Here is a 17,921-nt window from a genome sequence, read left to right as displayed (position 1 = left end):
TAATGGGCAGTAAGATCCCCACCTCAAAATTCAGCGAAAGTAAAGATTTTAGGTGGGAGATCAAGAAAACCCCCCACTGATTAAAGTTTCACTTTATTTATCTTTTTTGAATCGAACTGTTTTATCCCAGCCGATGACTTGTTTCTTGCTCTTTGCACGTAAGTATAAAATTAAGCTACGAATGAATAAGTAAGTAAAGAGCTGTGCGTACGTAAAGTACATGATTACACTAATAAAAATATTAGTTGGTGTAAAGGTTCGTTCCACACTCTGGGCACTAAATAATTGAGAAACATATGTAATATATGCGACATACCACATAAATAGTAACGGAATGCTATATTGAATTTGGAATATCCCGAGTAACCCAATTACAAACCAAACGTTCGAAATGATTAAGAATAACCAAAAGACAACATACACTAAAACTTGTTGTAAGGAATGGACGAGAAGTTTTCCTTTAAAGAAACTTAATGAAGAAAACATTTTTTCTAAAATGTACAAGTTCCCTTGGAGCCAACGTGTACGCTGTTTAATAAGGATTTTTAAATGCTCAGGTTCTTGTTCCCATGTAATCGATTCCGGCACGATTGGTAAGAGATAGCCTTTTTGTGTAATTCGTAATGTTAATTCAGCGTCTTCTGCAATTGCATAAGGGTCATAGCCGCCAAGCTCTTCTAATGCAGAGCGACGAAGAAGCATGTTTGTTCCTGTTAGTGAACCTGTTTGGAATAGTAACCAGCGTCCGGATTGCATAAGGAGCTGGAAGATTTGAAATTCTAACGAAATCATTCGTGTTAGCCAGTTTCTTTTTTCATTGACAGTACGAACGTGACCAACAGCTCCAACAGCATCTTCGGTTGTTTCAGCGTGTTCTACAAGCATTCGAAGTGCATGTGGTTCAGGCTGGTTATCTGCATCATACACACAGAAGTATTCACCATCTGAAATACTAAGACCATAGTTTAAGACACGAGATTTCCCTTTTGGTTCACCAGGTGGAACACGAATATGACGAATATGAGCATAAGCTTTGTCAAAATCGTCACCAATTTCAGGTGTTTCATCTTGCGAGTTATCGTTTAATAAATAAACAGTGAGTTTACCTGGATATTCAATCTTCGCCATCGCCTCTAAAGTATCTTTCATAACGACCCCTTCATTGTGGGCAGGTATTAAAATATCGACGCTTGGGTAATGTTCTAGTGTACGATCTTTTCGTTTACTATTTCGGTGAATTAAGCCTGCGAGTGTTAAGAGTGAATAGTAAACAAGTAAGCCAGAGAATAGAAAGGCGGTAAAAATAAGTATATACTTAATCGAAAATGTGATGCTAATCCAAAACACGAGTAAGCAAAACAGAAGGAATAAAAGCAGTATAACGAGTGTCATCATAATAACGTCTGTCCTTTGTTCCCAATTTGCTCGCGTGAAACTTTTATATCTTGGATTGCTTCAGCAGCAAGCCATTGCTCCATTTTTGGGTTTAGGCGGTTCATTACAATGTCAGCACCAGCTTCATTTGTGTTTTGTAATAAAATAACTAGCGTATTATTATCGTATTCAGCAGCAAGGTCAAAGTCATTCCTTACCGTTTCAACTAATAAGGAAGCCACGCGGTCCATAACACTTTCCTTCGTATATTTACTAAAGGAAGTGAAGTCAAAGTAAACGATAACGCCTGTTTCATTACGACGATTCATTGCAGTGATTAATAATGCTTGTCGTCTTTCGAATTCTTGTCTTGTTAATAATTTTGATTCTCCAATGTATTGTTCTAACATTCTCACACGTTCGGTTAACTCTTTATTTTCATGAATAACCTTCTTTAATAAATGAGTTGATATATATACAATGAAGAAGTTTGCTGCCATTAGGAAGTGAGTAATGATGTATTCCCATTGTTCTGATGTACTCCATAAGTAAAGCCATGCTTGGTAGAACAGGTAGAAAACCGAAGTAATGGTTCCTAATATAAAGAGAACAAATGCGGTTTTATCATTCAATAATAGAAATAGTACATTAACAATTACATATATAATTGTGAAAATGAGAGCATGCTCATATTGCGTTACATGTACGGTTGTAAAATAAAATAAAATTTGTAAAATCCACATAGAGAGGACTTTATAGAAGTTATCTTTCACAAAACTTTCCTCCTTAAAGATAATTCATGCAAGGATACTTGTAGTATGCGCAATTATTAAGAAATAGAACGGATGATTCGTTTATTTTGGAGAGCAACAACAAGTAGTATCCCTCGTTTGCAAGAAAAAATAAACAGACTTAGTAATTATTGTACCATAATGTTTTTATATTTCATTATTAAGTATTAACTATTTACCGAAAACATAAAGAACATAATAAAAAGCCCCCTCTTTAGAAAGAGGAGACTTTACATCATTTTATCCCACTTTAATGGGCAGTAAGACCCCCACCTCAAAATTCAGCGAAAGCACAGAATTTAGGTGGCGGATCAACTGCCCATAAAAGTCCGATTGGTTCAACTAATAATCAGTGGGGGATGAAAAAACCCCCCACTGATTAAAGTTTCACTTTATAGGAACATCATACCTGCAACTGCTGCATTTAAGAAGTTCGCTAATGTACCAGCGATAACTGCTTTAATCCCTAATTGTGCAATTTGTTTACGGCGAGTAGGTGCTAATGTTCCTGTTACACCTAACTGAATTGCGATAGAAGAGAAGTTTGCGAATCCACAGATTGCGAATGTTAAAATTAAATTTGTTTTGTCAGAGAACTCTGCCATGTGTGGTCCTAAGTTTGCGTATGCAACGAATTCGTTGATTGCAAGTTTTTGACCGATAAAGCTTGCTGCTTGTATAGCTTCACCAGGAGAAACCCCGATTAAGATTGCAAATGGTGATAGTAAGTAACCGAAGATTAAATCAAGGCTAAGTTTAATATCGAATAAAGAGCCAATTAATCCTAATAGACCATTTAATAAAGCGATTAATGCGATGAAAGCCATTAACATTGCAGCTACGTTAATAACGAGTTGCATACCTTCAGATGCACCACGTGCCGCTGCGTCAATAACGTTTGCATCTTCACGTTCTGTAGAAAGTTCAACGTTATTATCTACTTTTTCTGTCTCTGGCATGATTAGTTTCGCAATTAATAGACTTGATGGAGCTGCCATAATTGCTGCTGCTAATAAGTGTTCTAACGGAATACCCATTGCTGCATAGCCGACAAGAACTGATCCGGCAACAGCTGTCATACCGCTTACCATAATAGCGAAGAATTCACTATTTGTTAAACGTGCTAAGTAAGGTTTAATTAAGATTGGAGCTTCAGTTTGTCCTAAAAATACAGTTGTTACTGAGTTTAAACTTTCTGCTTTAGAAGTTCCAAGAAGTTTACTTAATGCGCCACCAACGACACTAACAAATCTTTGCATAATACCGAAATGATATAAGATTGCTACTAATGAACTAATAAATACAATTGGAAGTAGTGCTTGAATGAAGAAAACAAATCCCCAAGGGCCTTTTGCGTTGACTAAATCCCCAGCAACGAACTTAATTCCCTCGTAAGAAAAATTAATTAATCCTTGAACGCCGTCCGCAGCGTATTTTAAACCTGCTTTTCCAGCGTCCCATCGTAATACGATAAATGAAAATGACATTTGTAATGCTAGCGCGATTAAAATTGTGCGCCAATTAATAGCTTTGCGGTTGGAAGATAGTAAGAAAGCAATTGCTAATACTCCAATCACGCCGCCAATTCCCCATAAAAGATTCATGCAGTGTATGCTCCTTCCTCATAGTAAAAAAGTGTATAAATCAGTTGTCTATACTTTTGCGAATATAACATCTTAAGTAACTTATCATAATGGACATCAGAGGTCAAACGTCTAATGAAAAGTTTAAATAAAAAGAAAATTCTTTAAAAAAACACATATAAAATGAATGGACATGAAATAGGTTATGTTTTTTGTGTAAAAATATGCATTATGATAACGTTATGGATCATTATTGTAGAATATGGTGTATGAAATAGGAAAATAGATACATTATTTTTTCGGGGATATAGGTTATACACATTAAAAAGAGCCTTCTAGTAATCTAGAAGGCTCTAAAAATATAACTTAAGGTGCTTTCGTATAACCTAAGAAGTGTTTACTCCAATAAGAGTTACTTAGTGAAGCAATTGCTACACCTTTATCTCCAGATTGGATAAATGATCCGCCACCAAGGTAAATACCCATATGAGAAGGACCTGCTTTATAAGTATTTTGGAAGTAAATTAAGTCACCTGGTTGTGGGCTTGAAGTTTTTGGTAAGCTGCTCCAATATCCTGCAACACTTTGACGACTAATGTTATGACCAAATTTCTTAAATACGTGGTAGATGTAACCACTGCAGTCTACACCAGTAGCAGAAGTACCGCCCCAAACGTATGGTACGCCTTGCATTGATTTTGCGTATGCAAGTAGGGAAGAACTATCGCCGTTATTATTACTTGTATTGTTATTATTGTTGTTGTTGTTGTTGTTGTTTTGATTGTTATTTTGGTTGTCGTTAGGCTTATTATTTACAGCACCACCAACTGGTGTTTTAGATAGGAAACGTGTTCCAATGTAACCATTTTGGCCGTTGTAGTTAATCTTACTCCATCCAGAGTTTTCAGAGATTACTTGAACCTTCTGTCCTTGTGGAAGTGCGCCTATGATTCTATAATTTGTACCTTCGCCGCTACGTACGTTTAATGCAGAAGCATTAATGTAGTAGTCACCAATTGCACCTTGATTAGGTTGTTCAGGTTGTTTTGGTTGCTCAGGAGTAGTAGTGCCACCTTTAACGAATTTCATGAATTCGCTACTAACGTAGCCTGTTTTTCCTTGATAGTTAACTTTAAACCAGCTACCTTCAGATCCAATTACGTTTAATGTCGTACCATTTAATACGCCACCAATTACGCTATGGTAAGTAGCAGGGCCCGTACGAACGCGTAGAGATGTTGCGTTAACAACGTAAGTACCACCAGTTTGAACGGTTACATTATTGTTTTGATTATTATTTTGGTTGTTACCTTGTGTAACGTTGTCACTAGAACCGCCTTTTGTTACATAGTCTTTACTTACGTAAGCAGTTTGGCCTGCATAATTGATTTTGAACCAATCTTGAACTTCGCCAACAACTTGTACAACTTGTCCTTTTGTAACAGAACCTACAGTTGTGTGAGAAGTGCTAGGACCTGTACGAACACGAAGGGAAGATACATTTACTGTATAGTTTCCGCTTGCTGGTTTTACAGATTCTTGGTTGTTATTATTCGTATTGTTGTTTGAAGAACCTGCATTAGAAGAAACACCAGATACGAATTCGCCACTTACATAGCCAACTTGTCCATTATGGTTGATTTTCACCCAACCATTTTCTTGACCAATTACGTTTAATGTTTGTCCTTCATATACACGTCCTGAAACAGAACTAGAAGTGTTAGGAGCAGTACGTACACGTAATACATCAGCAGTAACTTTATTCTTTCCACCTGTTGTACTTACATTAGAATTGCTTGCTCCATTTTTTGATACAAATTCGCCGCTAACAAAGCCAGTTTGTCCATTAACGTTAATTTTGAACCAACCGTTTTCTTCGCCAATCACGTTTAGTGATTGACCGTTATAAACGCGAGAGATGATGTCGTGAGAGGTACTTGATCCTGCACGAACATGTAATACGCTAGCGTTTACCGTATAAGATGAGCTGTTTGATGCAGAAGCTTGGACAGTTGTAGCAGCTTTTTGTGTATTTTGTTCCGGGGCAGCTTGAACACTATCAAGTGTAGGTGCTGCTCCTCCTGCTACAGACACTGCCGCAAGACCGGCAAGGTATTTTTTCATAATTTGTCGATTCCTTTCTGTCTGTAATGTAGTGAAGAAATATTTACCAACTGTTAAAAATTCTAAAGAGCATGTCGATTACTGTCAAGACTTATGCGGTAATCTGAATATGACAAAAAGATTACAAAAAAAAATCAAGGCATAAATCTATACCTTGATTTCCATTTAAATACATATATTGAATGTAGAAAGGATAGAAATTATACGTGTTTAAGAAGATGACATATTGGATTGTAACAAGCTTTGAGAAAATGACCTTTGCAGCATTTTTGTAATAGGTCCAACTTGGCCATCTTGAATTGCGGTTCCATCAAGATGAGTCATCGGCAAAATTTCAATCGTTGTTCCTGTAAAGAAACATTCATCCGCTTGATAAACATCACGAACGCTGAAAAGTTCTTCTTGTACTGGAATACGAAGGGTTTTCGCTAAAGAAAGGACATATTGACGAATAATACCATTTAAAATAAGGTGATTAGCTGGATGTGTGTAAAGAGTTCCGTTTTTGATTAGAAAGAAGTTCGAACAGCTTCCCTCGGTTACAGTACCATTTCGTACGAAAAGAGCCTCTTTACAACCTTTGCGTTCCGCTTTCGTAGCAGCTAATACATTGGGTAATAAATTTAACGATTTAATATCACAGCGTAGCCAGCGCGTATCCGGTTCCGATATAGCACGTACACCATATTCAATCCATAACGCGGGTCTTTCTTTTTTTGTAATATAGGCGTAGATTGTCGGAGGGACGTCATATGAGAATGTATGGGTACGAGCTTGTACACCACGAGATACTTGTAAATAAATCGTTCCATCTTCGTGGAAATTATTATTTTCGATTAGTTTATAAAGTAGGATAATCAGTTCTGCTTTTGAGAAAGGAAGTGTTAATTCTATTTCTTCCATGGAGCGATATAATCTTGTGATATGCGGATCTAATAAGTGAAAGTTGCCTTTATATAGGCGAATAACCTCGTAGACACCATCTCCAAACTGCAAGCCTCTTTCTTCAAGTTCTATGTACGTTTTTTGTTTCGTTGTATCAATAACTGCATCATTCCAAAGTACAAATCTTTCATATGCCAATTGTCGTCCCATCCTTTCGTAAGTGCACAAGTAAAGTGAAACTTTCATTCATTTGGAATAAAAATCACTATAGTAATTTTTATGTGAGTAATTCTTTACATATGCCGTATAGGTATTTGTAAATGGTAGAGAAGTAGTGGTGATTTACAGCATTTTGTATATACAAATTCGAAAATAAGAAATAAGAATCCTGCTTTTAGATAAAAAAAAGCAACATTCTTATGGAATGCTGCACAAGGAGGGTAGCTATCTTTCATAGGGACATCGTCTTATTGAATGTTTTGTGTATGGAAACAAAACATATTGAAAGACAATTATAAGAAAGTAGAAATAAACGATTCACATATTTCTTTAAGGGATCTTATTACAGATGAGAGATAAGAAATATATAGAACCTCGCTTACATATTTTATTATAGAGATGTTTCATTAATCTTATGTGAATATTTGGTAAAGGTTATGTAATGTTAAAGTTAATGAATATAAGTGATTGTATGGAGAAATATAAAAAAAAGAGGCTGAGATTACTCAGCGCTCTTCTTTTCTTCTTTAATAGCGGTCTTTACTTCACCAGTTTTGGTCTTATTACTTTCAGAGAAGCGAAGTAAGTCGCCTTCAATGATTTTGTCAGACATGTTCAATTCATTTTGGGCACGATCGATAAGTGGTTGAGATTCTTCTTTTGGTAGTTGTACAACTTCGCCAGTAGCACGGTCGTAGAATGTACTGTTCGTGTACATGTACTTATCTGTAATGAAGCTACCGTCACGAAGAACAACGAATCCTTTATTATCAGGTGAGAATACATCATGACCAAATTGAACTTGATTCGTAGAATCTATACCAAGTAAGTTTAGAATTGTTGGTTTAATGTCAATTTCACCAGTTGGTTTTGAAATTGTTTTACCTTCTTTTTGACCTGGAACGTGAATAAACATCGGTGTTTTTTGTAAGTTCATATGGTCAAATGCAGTGATTTCTTCTTTTCCTAAGAACTGTGCCATTGCACGGTTATGGTTTTCAGAAATACCGTAGTGGTCACCGTAGAATACGATAACTGAGTTGTCGTAAATACCTTCTGCTTTTAGACGCTCAATAAAGTGTTTCATTGCTTCGTCTAAATAGCGAGCAGTTACCATGTAACGGTCAAATACGCCATCCCCAGAATTGTATTCATCGATTAATTTTGTATTTTCATCATAAGTGAATGGGTAATGGTTTGTTAAAGTAAGGAAGCGAGTATAGAACGGTTGCTTCACTTCTTTTAACATATCGATAGATTGATCGAAGTATTCGATATCTTTTAATCCCCAATTTAATTTCGTTTCTGGCGTAATCTTGTAGTCAAGCTCGTTGTAGTAACGATCGTAACCAAGTGCCGGATACATAATGTTACGGTTCCAGAATGTTGCGTTGTTCGCGTGGAATACTGATGTGTGGTATCCTTGCTCACGTAAAATTTCTGGAGTTGCTGTATATTCGTTATTACCGTGTGTGAAGAATACAGCACCACGGTCTAGTGGATACATGGAAGTATCTACTAAGAATTCAGCATCAGATGTTTTTCCTTGCCCAGTTTGATGGAAGAAGTTATCAAAGTAATAACTTTCTTTCGTAAATTGGTTTAAGAACGGTGTAACTTCTTGTCCGTTAACTGTTGCACCAATTAAGAATGTTTGTAGTGACTCAAGAGAGACAACAATTACGTTTTTCCCTTTTGCAGTACCAAACATATTTGGATCTGGTTTGCTTTGCGTTGTTTTTACGTAGTTTTCTGTTTCCTGTAACTTACTGCCGTCAGCAAAGGCCTTTTGTGAACTTGATTTTGCTTGTAAGCCAAGGTCATACACTTGGTGTACATATAAACCTAAGTTTTTAACAAGCATAACGCGGTCGAATGAACGTGTTAATAGTTCAGGACGCTCAGCTTCTGCCAGTCCTAAGTTTACGAAGAAAATAGCAACTGTTGACACGAAGTATAGGGAACGCATTGGGCGTGCTACACGCTCTGTCGGCGCAAAGCTTTTTTTCTTCTTCAATAAAATGAAGAAGACGATAATATCAGCAAATGCAAGAATGATTTTGTAGTTAAACAGTTCTTTCACACTAGAACCTAAACTTCCAAAGTTAGATGTTTGTCCTAGTACTGGTAAAGTAACGAAGTCATTGTAGAATCCGTAGAACATTACGTTACCAACAAGAATGATTGTTAAGACAAAATTAATTCCAAGTGCTATATAGTTACGTTTTTTTCCTTTTGCAAATAATGCAAGACCAACAAGCAGTAATGATGCTGCTAATGGGCTAAGGAATAAAATGAATTCTTGCATGAAAGATTCAAGTTTTAAATCAAAGCTTGTGCGTGTAATAAGATACGTCTTCAACCATACGGCTAAGGCTACGAATACAGTGAAACGCACATTTTGAAATTGTGATTTCAAGGTTTCTTTCATTCATTTCCACCCTTTCTCTATCAGGCTTGGTCGATTTTGGAGCGAAAAATGTTAAAATAAAAAATACATAGTTTTCTTGGCCATAATTAGAGGTTCTATATTCACCCATATACGACTATAACTATGCATACCCTTTTGGTTTCTTGTGTTGCTCATAAGCATAACGTCATTTCTGTATTATACAACAAAATTCATTTCTGAGAAACACTATAACATTTTACATTTTTTGTATGTGGTTTGTCACTACCAGAGAAAACTTTAACATTCGTTTATATGTCCGTCAACTAGAAAATATAACAAACATAGAGCAGAATGTTAAGTGAAAGTGAAAATTTCCTTTGTTGAGAAATAAGAAATGACGATGGGTAAGTGGTTATATAGAAAACTATTATATGATGGGAATTGTGTAAAAATTAACGAACACTTGTTCTTTTTTTATTTGTTTGTTACAATGAAAGTTCATTGATAGATTATGTGTAATGTTGATGAACTTTTACTGATAACATATTGTAGCTTATTTCTTTTAAAAAATAGGGAGGCTTTCATATGGAACAAAAATTTTCAGTTGAAGCGTTTTGGAAGAAAGCAAAACATGTTGCAAAGCAAGCAGGGCAGTCGGTCATTTATGCAAGTTTACTATTGTTTTACGTTTTGCAAAGACCTGATGTTCCAAAGCGAGTGAAAATTATTGTGATTGGAGCACTTGCTTATTTTATTGCACCAATTGATGCCATCCCAGATTTCATCGCTGGAGTTGGTTATACGGATGATTTAGGGGCGTTAATGGCCGCGCTATTACAAGCGTCGTTATACGTCAATGAAGAGGTGAAAGATAAGGCACGGGTGAAGTTGGCAGAGTGGTTTGGTTCGGATATAGACACATCCTTTATCGATCAGAAATTAGATCAATAGGTGAGAACTGTCATATGGTGACAGGGCGAACGTAAGCGAGGAAGTGCTTTATGCCATCAGGAAGAACGCATACGAAAATAAACTTAATATCCCTTCCGGTTGTTTTGTTTTTGCTTTTTTCGTATGGATTAACAAATTTTGATTTTTTATTAACTTTTGCAATTGGCTTTTTAGTAGGTACTACATTTTTAACGCCCGATTTAGATACGTATAGTAATGCGTATAATAAATGGGGGTTCTTGCGTATATTTTGGTATCCGTATAAGAAGGTCATGCCGCATCGCTCCTTCTTTACACATACAATTATACTTGGTGATGCGATTCGTATTGCATACATGTTAATTGTGTTTTCGCCGTTTTTATTCCTATTAAATGTAATCGCGCTTGACGGGAATTTAATAGAAATGGCGAAGGAACATGAGGTTGAAATTGTAACGTTCGTAATGGGAATTGTTGTGGCAAGCACGCTTCACATTATAGCGGATAAAGTGAACACGCGCCGCAAGAAAATGATGAGAAAAAAGAAGAAACGCAGAAGATAAAAAAACGTCCCAAAAGGTATTTTGGGACGTTTTTTTCTTATTAAAAGATTGTCGTATCGCCGATAAAACTTTATTTACCATTATGCGTGCCGTTTTAATCAAACGTTTGTTTAAACTTAAGCTTTCAGCACTTTAATACCTTTTACAATGTTCCAAATGAAGTAGTATAAGCTAATAATGCCGCAAATACATAAGACAATCATTGCTCCAATGCCAAGTGTTACGTCTGGTTGATTCGAGCCAATCCCCATAATTCCTAGAATAATAAATCCAATAAATGACGCGATGCTTGGAATGATATGTGTCCATAGAGCGCGTTTTGCGTGTGGTTTCGTTTCAGAATCGCCCACAACCCACACAATGATTGGGAATAAGAGAGGGGCAAATAATACACTAAAGTACGATAAAGCTGCTAATATTTTGTTTCCGTTCATATATATCACCTCATAAATAATGTCCGTTGTTATACTTTTATTATGCAGGAAATGTAGCGAGCTTCCTATCGATGAACATTACAAGAACGTGACGCTTTTGTAAGATTTCTGGGTTAAAAAATGAAATTTTCAAAAAAATCTTTCGGAATGGAAATTGTTGTGATAGAATTAGTGAAAACGTTTTCTTGAGCGTTTTTTATTTTAGACTTAAAGGTATGATGACCTGATAGTCTATTGATGAGGTTATTCTATTTAAAAGGGGATTCTTTAGGGGGAGAGAACAATGAACACATGGACACAAGTTTATGATCCGTTCGGAAACATTTGGCTTTCGGCAGCGGTCGCACTTATTCCGATTATCTTTTTTTTCTTAGCTTTAGCAGTTTTCCGCATGAAGGGGTATGTGGCAGGATTTATTACAGTTGTACTTACAATTTTAGTGGCTTTATTCGCTTATAAGATGCCGTTCACAATGGCGATGGCAGCGACCGGATATGGTTTCTTATATGGACTATGGCCAATTGCTTGGATTATCATTATGTCAGTATTTTTATATAAAATATCTGTGAAAACGGGTCAATTTGATGTGATTCGTGCATCTGTATTGTCCATTACGAATGACCATCGTTTACTTGTTATTTTAATCGGTTTTTCATTTGGAGCATTTTTGGAAGGGGCAGCAGGATTTGGTGCACCAGTAGCGATTACGGCAGCACTTCTTGCAGGTCTTGGGTTAAACCCTTTATATGCAGCGGGTCTTTGTTTAATCGCAAATACGGCACCGGTAGCGTTCGGAGCGATGGGAATTCCGATTACAGTTGCTGGACAAGTAACAGGTATTGATCCACATAAAATTGGACAAATGGCTGGACATCAATTACCGTTCTTATCATTATTTGTTCCGTTCTTTATCGTATTTTTAATGGATGGATTGAAAGGAGTAAGACAAACGTGGCCTGCTTTATTTGTAGCGGGTAGTTCATTTGCAATTACGCAGTTCATTACAGCGACGTTCTTAGGGCCGGAACTTCCGGATATTACGTCAGCACTTGTAAGCTTAGTGAGTTTATCGCTATTCTTAAAAGTTTGGCAGCCGAAAGAAATCTATCAGTCTAAAGAAGCAAATAGTGAAGTAGCTGCGGCAACAACAGCGACATCTATGCCGAAACTAACAGTAGGAAAAGTCGTAAAAGCATGGTCTCCATTCATTATTTTAACTGTAATGGTAGTCATTTGGAGCCAAAGCTTCTTTAAAGCGTTATTTGCTCCAGGTGGCGCATTAGAAAGCCTCGTGTTTAAGTTTGAAATTCCAGGCTTGCACAATTTAGTAATGAAAGCAGAACCGATTGTAAATAAACCGACGCCTTACGAGGCAATTTTGAAGTTTGATGTATTATCAGCAACAGGAACAGCAATTTTAATTGCTTGTATCATTTCTATCTTTATTTTGAAAATGAGTGCAAAAGATGCAGTAACGACATTTAAAGAAACGTTAAATGAACTTAAAATGCCAATTCTATCTATCGGATTCGTATTAGGATTCGCATTTATCGCAAATTATTCTGGTCTATCTTCTACATTAGCGTTAGCACTTGCAGGAACTGGCGGACTATTCCCGTTCTTCTCACCATTCCTGGGCTGGATTGGGGTATTCTTAACAGGGTCTGATACTTCAGCGAATGCACTGTTCTCGAATTTACAAGCGATTACAGCACAGCAAGTCGGTGTATCTGAAGTACTTCTCGTTGCAGCAAATACAACGGGCGGTGTAACAGGAAAAATGATTTCTCCGCAATCGATTGCAATTGCTTGTGCGGCGGTTGGACTTGCTGGAAAAGAATCTGATTTATTCCGCTTTACAGTGAAGCATAGTTTATTCTTCGTTACGATTGTTGGTATTATGACGTATGTGCAGGCATATTATTTAACGTGGATGATTCCATAAACAACAAAAGAAATAAACTTTGCATTTTTCAGATTATCGTGTATGATGGGAAAGTATTGAAAATTAAATCAGTGATAAACTAGGGGTGCCTAACGTATGCGTAGGCTGAGAGAGAAGCGCGTGAACTTCTTAACCCTTTGGACCTGATCTGGCTCGTACCAGCGTAGGGAAGTTAACGGCTTTACATAATGATGTCTTTATGAGCCAGGTCCTTATTTTTTTATGGACCTGGCTCTTTTTATTTTGGCATACGCTGGCCATATCTTGTCCTTGTCACGTACAGGGGGGCAACAAAGGTTATGAAACAATCTGTTTCAGCTGAGCAAATTGAATTGAAATCGAGTTTACCAGGAAGTAAGAAAGTGTATGTGGATGGACCACGCGCTGATATGAAAGTGCCGATGCGCGAGATTGAACAAAGTGAAACGAACGGCATTCCGAATCCGCCAATCCGTGTATACGATACGAGCGGTCCTTATACAGATCCTGCGTATAAAGTGGAGCTGGAAAAGGGGATTCCAACGCCGCGCCACTCTTGGATCATAGAGCGCAAGGATGTAGAAGCATACGAAGGGCGCGAAGTGAAACCAGAGGATGACGGTGTGAAGGTGGCTTCGAAACACACACCTGTTTTTCCGCAAATGGACCGCCAGCCGCTTAGAGCGAAGCGAGGGGCCAACGTTACGCAAATGCATTATGCGCGTAATGGCATCATTACGTCTGAGATGGAATATGTTGCGATTCGCGAAGGAGTAGAGCCTGAGTTTGTTCGTAAGGAAATCGCGGAAGGTCGTGCTATTTTACCAGCGAATATTAACCATCCGGAAGCAGAGCCAATGATTATCGGACGTAATTTCCACGTGAAGGTTAATGCAAATATCGGAAACTCTGCTGTATCTTCTTCTATTGCAGAAGAAGTAGAGAAGATGACGTGGGCAACGCGCTGGGGTGCAGATACGATTATGGATTTATCTACAGGTAAAAACATTCATACGACACGTGAGTGGATTATTCGTAACGCACCTGTACCAGTCGGAACTGTACCAATCTATCAAGCGCTGGAAAAAGTAAACGGAATTGCAGAAGATTTAACGTGGGAAGTGTATCGTGATACGTTAATTGAGCAAGCGGAGCAAGGTGTTGATTACTTTACGATTCACGCAGGCGTATTACTTCGTTACATTCCGATTACTGCAAAGCGTACGACAGGTATCGTTTCACGCGGTGGTTCGATTATGGCGCAGTGGTGTTTATTCCATCATAAAGAAAACTTCCTGTATACTCATTTTGAAGAAATTTGTGAAATTATGAAGCAGTACGATGTTTCGTTCTCTCTTGGAGATGGATTACGTCCAGGTTCGATTGCAGATGCAAATGACGAAGCGCAATTCTCTGAGCTTGAAACACTTGGTGAATTAACAAAGATTGCTTGGAAACATGATGTACAAGTGATGATTGAAGGACCTGGGCATGTACCGATGCACTTAATTAAAGAGAATATGGAGAAAGAACTTGATATTTGTCAGGGCGCGCCGTTCTATACGCTTGGGCCGTTAACGACAGATATTGCACCAGGTTATGACCATATTACATCCGCAATTGGAGCTGCGATGATTGGCTGGTTTGGAACGGCGATGCTTTGTTATGTAACGCCGAAAGAACATTTAGGTTTACCGAATAAAGATGATGTTCGCGAGGGAGTTATTACGTACAAAATCGCTGCACATGCAGCTGATCTTGCGAAAGGACACAAAACGGCTCATCAGCGTGATGATGCACTTTCAAAAGCTCGCTTTGAATTCCGTTGGCGCGATCAATTTAATTTATCTTTAGATCCTGAACGTGCGATGGAATATCACGATGAAACATTGCCAGCAGAAGGCGCGAAAACGGCTCATTTCTGCTCAATGTGTGGGCCGAAGTTTTGTAGTATGAGAATTTCACATGATATTCGTGAATACGCAAAAGAAAATGATTTAGAAACGACAGAAGCAATTGAAAAAGGTATGAAAGAGAAAGCGAAAGAATTTAAAGACACTGGTAGTCATTTATACCAATAACACGTTACACCTCTTTACTTGATTGATCACACTGTAGTACCTAACTTAAATATAGAAGAAGCCCGCTTTGCTAAGACGGTAGCAAAGCGGGCTTCTGTCGTTTTGGAACAGACTCCAAAGCTATATTACTTTTCCTTCAAAAAAGTTCGATCCTTCAAGAATAAATTCCAGAAGAAGATAAATCCTGGTAGTAAAATTGCAATTCCGATTGCGTATAGAATAAGCAATGCATAGAATGTTTCTGGCGTTGTAAAGCTTGTAAATACAGTTACATCAGGATAAATAATATAAGGTAAATGCGCGACACCGTAAGCGTAACTTGCAAATGCATATTGAGCGACGACTGCTAACACGGCAATGCGAGGGTATCCTAGTGTGCCATACTTTTTGTTTGTCCACCAGAGAGAAGAGTACCCAATAACGAATAAAACGATAGAAACTGTAAACCATGGAAATTGCTTTATGAGTCCTTGCATAAGCCAGTGTGTTTTCGGATCCATTACAACGAGGGCAATAATTGCTGTAACGAGTGTTGCAGGACCAAGGATGATGGCGTTTCTTCGATAAATTCGATACGAATCTTCTGAACCTTGCTCTCTCGAAAAATCAGCAAGAAAGAGAGAGGAAAGAAAGAGTTCCGAAGTTAGTCCAAAGAGCATATAGCAGTAGATAACTGGGCTAGAAAGAAGTTTTCCGTACAGGAGTACCTCTTTTCCTTCAACCATTGTAATATAAGCCCCCTCTGTAACGGGTAAAACGGTAATTAATAAGGCTGGAATTAAGAGCCCAGTAATACCTGAAATCACCCGAAGGAGATACTGATATTTTGGCACAGAGTAAGCAAATACCATGAATGTACTGCGAATGGCAATGAGTATTAAAATTAACATAACTGGTACAAACATCACTGTCGCAAGGGTGAAAGCGGCTTTCGGAAAGAAACCGAGAAAAGCGACAACGACAAAGACGAGAAATGTATTTGTTACTTCCCAAGTTGGTGATAAGTACCGATTGGCAAGCTTGGCAGCGAGCGTTGGATGTTTTGCGTATACCATGCCCCAAAAACCTGCTCCAAAATCGATGGACCCTAATATACTGTATACGAAAATAAGAGCCCATAAGATGATAATTGCAATACTTTCTTCATGCACGAGAATCGCCTCCTTCGTGATGTAAATCATTTGTAAGCGGATGTTTCTTAAAGAATGTCCGTAGTACAAACACAGTTAAAATACCGAGTCCGATATATAAAATGATGAATAAAATAAATAAAGGACCAACAAAATCAGCGCGTGTAGAAGCGTCGACGGTCCGTTGCATACCATAAATGGTCCACGGTTGACGACCACTACAGCTGAAAATCCACCCGAATTCAATGCCGAGCATCATAACTGGTCCACATGCAGCAGCTCCCCAAAGAAGCCACTTCGGTAATTCTGTTCCTTTTTTTCGATAAACAAAGTACCAATATAGGAGCGCAATTGCTGCGACTGCAAAGGTGAAGGCAGCGGTGCCAACCATTAAGTTGAATAATGTATGTGTGTAAAATGGTGGCCATGTTTCTTGTGGGAATTCATTTAGTCCTTTTACGACAGTGCTAGGGTCTAGCCCCACTAGTAGGCTAAGCATGTTTGGAATTTCTAGTGCATAGTTTAGTTCCAGTGTGTTAGGATCCACAACGCCGCCAATTGATAACGGTGCATGTGATGTCGTTTCAAATAAAGCTTCAGCAGATGCAAGTTTTTCAGGAGAATGCTTATGTAAAGCAATTGCCGATTCGTGTCCCGAAAGCCACATCGTAGCACCTGTAATAAATGTCACGACGAGTCCTAACAGTAGTCCTTTTTTATGATAAGCCACTTCCCGTTCACTTAAATTCTTCTTTAATAATTTAAACCCAGCAATAGAGGCAATGACAGCTGCTCCAGTTGCGTAGGCTGTAATCACAACGTGGAATGCGCTTGTGCCAAAACTCGGATTAAAGAAAGCTTTCCAAGGATCAACGTTAAAAACGGATCCATCTGGTCCCATTGAAAAGCCTGCGGGTGTATTCATCCATGTATTTGCTGATGTAATAAGCACGGCAGATGCCGTGGCACCAATCATGACGAAGAATAGCGAAATTAATCTCATGAATGGAGGTAGTTTGTCAGCTGCATATACATAAATGGACATGAACAAAGCCTCTAAAAAGAAGGCGAAAATCTCAATTTGAAAGGGAACAGAAATAACCTGTCCAACAATTTTGGCAAAACCAGGCCAAAGAAGTGAGATTTGCACACCAACGATTGTTCCAGTTGGAATTGCTACACCGAGAAGGATGGCAAACGCCTTCGTCCATCTTTTCGCCATAATGGCGTAGTCGGAATCTTTCTTCCAGTGATAGAGTATTTCACTTATAAAAATCATTAATGAAAGTCCGACACCAAGTGTTGCAAAGATAATGTGGAATGCTAATGAAGAACCGAAAAATGCTCTTGCTAATGTTACCGTATCCATATGTAAACTCCTCTTCTTTTTTGCCATTATTTTCTGATTGAATTGGAAGATTTATTCAAAAAAACTACCAAAAATATATGTGTATTTAAAAAGTGGGTATGGTAATATAATGTTTGAATATT

At 37.9% G+C, this 17,921-nt stretch carries 13 protein-coding genes and 1 riboswitch; of the genes, 4 read left to right on the top strand and 9 right to left on the bottom strand.

Annotation, left to right across the window (positions count from 1 at the left end):
- Nucleotides 1–93 precede the first annotated feature (93 nt).
- The 6 genes from ACTFOB_RS20670 to ACTFOB_RS20645 all read right to left on the bottom strand — a co-directional run bounded on the left by ACTFOB_RS20670 (nucleotide 94) and on the right by ACTFOB_RS20645 (nucleotide 9,407).
- Nucleotides 94–1,395 (bottom strand): glycosyltransferase family 2 protein, encoded by a 1,302-nt coding sequence (locus ACTFOB_RS20670; RefSeq protein WP_440028676.1) that lies wholly within the window; start codon nucleotides 1,393–1,395, stop codon nucleotides 94–96.
- Nucleotides 1,392–2,147, bottom strand: a complete 756-nt coding sequence (locus ACTFOB_RS20665; protein ID WP_440028678.1) for a dGTP triphosphohydrolase — start codon at nucleotides 2,145–2,147, stop codon at nucleotides 1,392–1,394. Before ACTFOB_RS20665 ends, ACTFOB_RS20670 begins: the two co-directional genes overlap by 4 nt.
- Before the next feature lie 410 nt (nucleotides 2,148–2,557).
- Entirely contained in the window at nucleotides 2,558–3,769 is a 1,212-nt protein-coding gene (locus tag ACTFOB_RS20660) for a NupC/NupG family nucleoside CNT transporter (protein ID WP_151632046.1), read from the bottom strand.
- A gap of 345 nt (nucleotides 3,770–4,114) precedes the next feature.
- Nucleotides 4,115–5,872: an SH3 domain-containing protein gene (locus tag ACTFOB_RS20655; protein WP_440028680.1), complete on the bottom strand. Its 1,758-nt coding sequence runs from the start codon at nucleotides 5,870–5,872 to the stop codon at nucleotides 4,115–4,117.
- Between the two features lie 210 nt (nucleotides 5,873–6,082).
- Nucleotides 6,083–6,967, bottom strand: a complete 885-nt coding sequence (locus tag ACTFOB_RS20650; protein WP_440028681.1) for a D-amino-acid transaminase — start codon at nucleotides 6,965–6,967, stop codon at nucleotides 6,083–6,085.
- Nucleotides 6,968–7,478: 511 nt separating this feature from the next.
- Nucleotides 7,479–9,407 (bottom strand): LTA synthase family protein, encoded by a 1,929-nt coding sequence (locus ACTFOB_RS20645; RefSeq protein ID WP_151632052.1) that lies wholly within the window; start codon nucleotides 9,405–9,407, stop codon nucleotides 7,479–7,481.
- Nucleotides 9,408–9,953: 546 nt separating this feature from the next.
- Between ACTFOB_RS20645 and ACTFOB_RS20640 the strand changes: the two genes are divergently transcribed.
- Both ACTFOB_RS20640 and ACTFOB_RS20635 read left to right on the top strand, forming a co-directional pair.
- Nucleotides 9,954–10,319, top strand: coding sequence for a YkvA family protein (locus ACTFOB_RS20640; RefSeq protein ID WP_000435500.1), 366 nt, complete (start codon nucleotides 9,954–9,956; stop codon nucleotides 10,317–10,319).
- 50 nt (nucleotides 10,320–10,369) lie between these two features.
- Complete coding sequence (locus ACTFOB_RS20635) at nucleotides 10,370–10,861, top strand: metal-binding protein (protein ID WP_001139067.1); 492 nt, start codon at nucleotides 10,370–10,372, stop codon at nucleotides 10,859–10,861.
- A 116-nt stretch (nucleotides 10,862–10,977) separates the two neighbouring features.
- On the opposite strand, the gene ACTFOB_RS20630 is transcribed toward ACTFOB_RS20635, so the two are convergent.
- Nucleotides 10,978–11,295: a DUF4870 domain-containing protein gene (locus ACTFOB_RS20630; protein ID WP_440028684.1), complete on the bottom strand. Its 318-nt coding sequence runs from the start codon at nucleotides 11,293–11,295 to the stop codon at nucleotides 10,978–10,980.
- 283 nt (nucleotides 11,296–11,578) lie between these two features.
- Between ACTFOB_RS20630 and lldP the strand changes: the two genes are divergently transcribed.
- Nucleotides 11,579–13,240, top strand: coding sequence for an L-lactate permease (lldP, locus tag ACTFOB_RS20625; RefSeq protein ID WP_440028686.1), 1,662 nt, complete (start codon nucleotides 11,579–11,581; stop codon nucleotides 13,238–13,240).
- 71 nt (nucleotides 13,241–13,311) lie between these two features.
- A riboswitch (TPP riboswitch) is annotated at nucleotides 13,312–13,427 on the top strand.
- Between the two features lie 112 nt (nucleotides 13,428–13,539).
- On the top strand, nucleotides 13,540–15,300 hold the full coding sequence (thiC, locus tag ACTFOB_RS20620; RefSeq protein WP_440028688.1) for a phosphomethylpyrimidine synthase ThiC: 1,761 nt from the start codon (nucleotides 13,540–13,542) through the stop codon (nucleotides 15,298–15,300).
- Nucleotides 15,301–15,425: 125 nt separating this feature from the next.
- Here thiC and ACTFOB_RS20615 read toward each other — a convergent pair whose 3' ends face one another.
- Nucleotides 15,426–16,451, bottom strand: coding sequence for a cytochrome d ubiquinol oxidase subunit II (locus ACTFOB_RS20615; RefSeq protein ID WP_151632062.1), 1,026 nt, complete (start codon nucleotides 16,449–16,451; stop codon nucleotides 15,426–15,428).
- Nucleotides 16,444–17,799: a cytochrome ubiquinol oxidase subunit I gene (gene cydA, locus ACTFOB_RS20610; RefSeq protein WP_071708752.1), complete on the bottom strand. Its 1,356-nt coding sequence runs from the start codon at nucleotides 17,797–17,799 to the stop codon at nucleotides 16,444–16,446. The genes ACTFOB_RS20615 and cydA overlap by 8 nt, the downstream gene beginning before the upstream one ends.
- Nucleotides 17,800–17,921 lie beyond the last annotated feature (122 nt).

Origin of the sequence: Bacillus cereus group sp. MYBK79-1 (assembly GCF_051915365.1) — a bacterium.
Taxonomy (GTDB): domain Bacteria; phylum Bacillota; class Bacilli; order Bacillales; family Bacillaceae_G; genus Bacillus_A.
Note: the sequence above shows the minus strand (reverse complement) of the source record. Positions and strands in the feature narration are given on the sequence as shown.

What these genes read in the sequence shown, in the direction of transcription:
- ACTFOB_RS20670 (WP_440028676.1), bottom strand. Translation starts at nt 1,395, where the DNA reads ATGATGACACTCGTTATACTGCTTTTATTCCTTCTGTTTTGCTTACTC.
- lldP (WP_440028686.1), top strand. Translation starts at nt 11,579, where the DNA reads ATGAACACATGGACACAAGTTTATGATCCGTTCGGAAACATTTGGCTT.
- ACTFOB_RS20635 (WP_001139067.1), top strand. Translation starts at nt 10,370, where the DNA reads ATGCCATCAGGAAGAACGCATACGAAAATAAACTTAATATCCCTTCCG.
- ACTFOB_RS20650 (WP_440028681.1), bottom strand. Translation starts at nt 6,967, where the DNA reads ATGGGACGACAATTGGCATATGAAAGATTTGTACTTTGGAATGATGCA.
- cydA (WP_071708752.1), bottom strand. Translation starts at nt 17,799, where the DNA reads ATGGATACGGTAACATTAGCAAGAGCATTTTTCGGTTCTTCATTAGCA.
- ACTFOB_RS20645 (WP_151632052.1), bottom strand. Translation starts at nt 9,407, where the DNA reads ATGAAAGAAACCTTGAAATCACAATTTCAAAATGTGCGTTTCACTGTA.
- ACTFOB_RS20655 (WP_440028680.1), bottom strand. Translation starts at nt 5,872, where the DNA reads ATGAAAAAATACCTTGCCGGTCTTGCGGCAGTGTCTGTAGCAGGAGGA.
- thiC (WP_440028688.1), top strand. Translation starts at nt 13,540, where the DNA reads ATGAAACAATCTGTTTCAGCTGAGCAAATTGAATTGAAATCGAGTTTA.
- ACTFOB_RS20660 (WP_151632046.1), bottom strand. Translation starts at nt 3,769, where the DNA reads ATGAATCTTTTATGGGGAATTGGCGGCGTGATTGGAGTATTAGCAATT.
- ACTFOB_RS20640 (WP_000435500.1), top strand. Translation starts at nt 9,954, where the DNA reads ATGGAACAAAAATTTTCAGTTGAAGCGTTTTGGAAGAAAGCAAAACAT.
- ACTFOB_RS20630 (WP_440028684.1), bottom strand. Translation starts at nt 11,295, where the DNA reads ATGAACGGAAACAAAATATTAGCAGCTTTATCGTACTTTAGTGTATTA.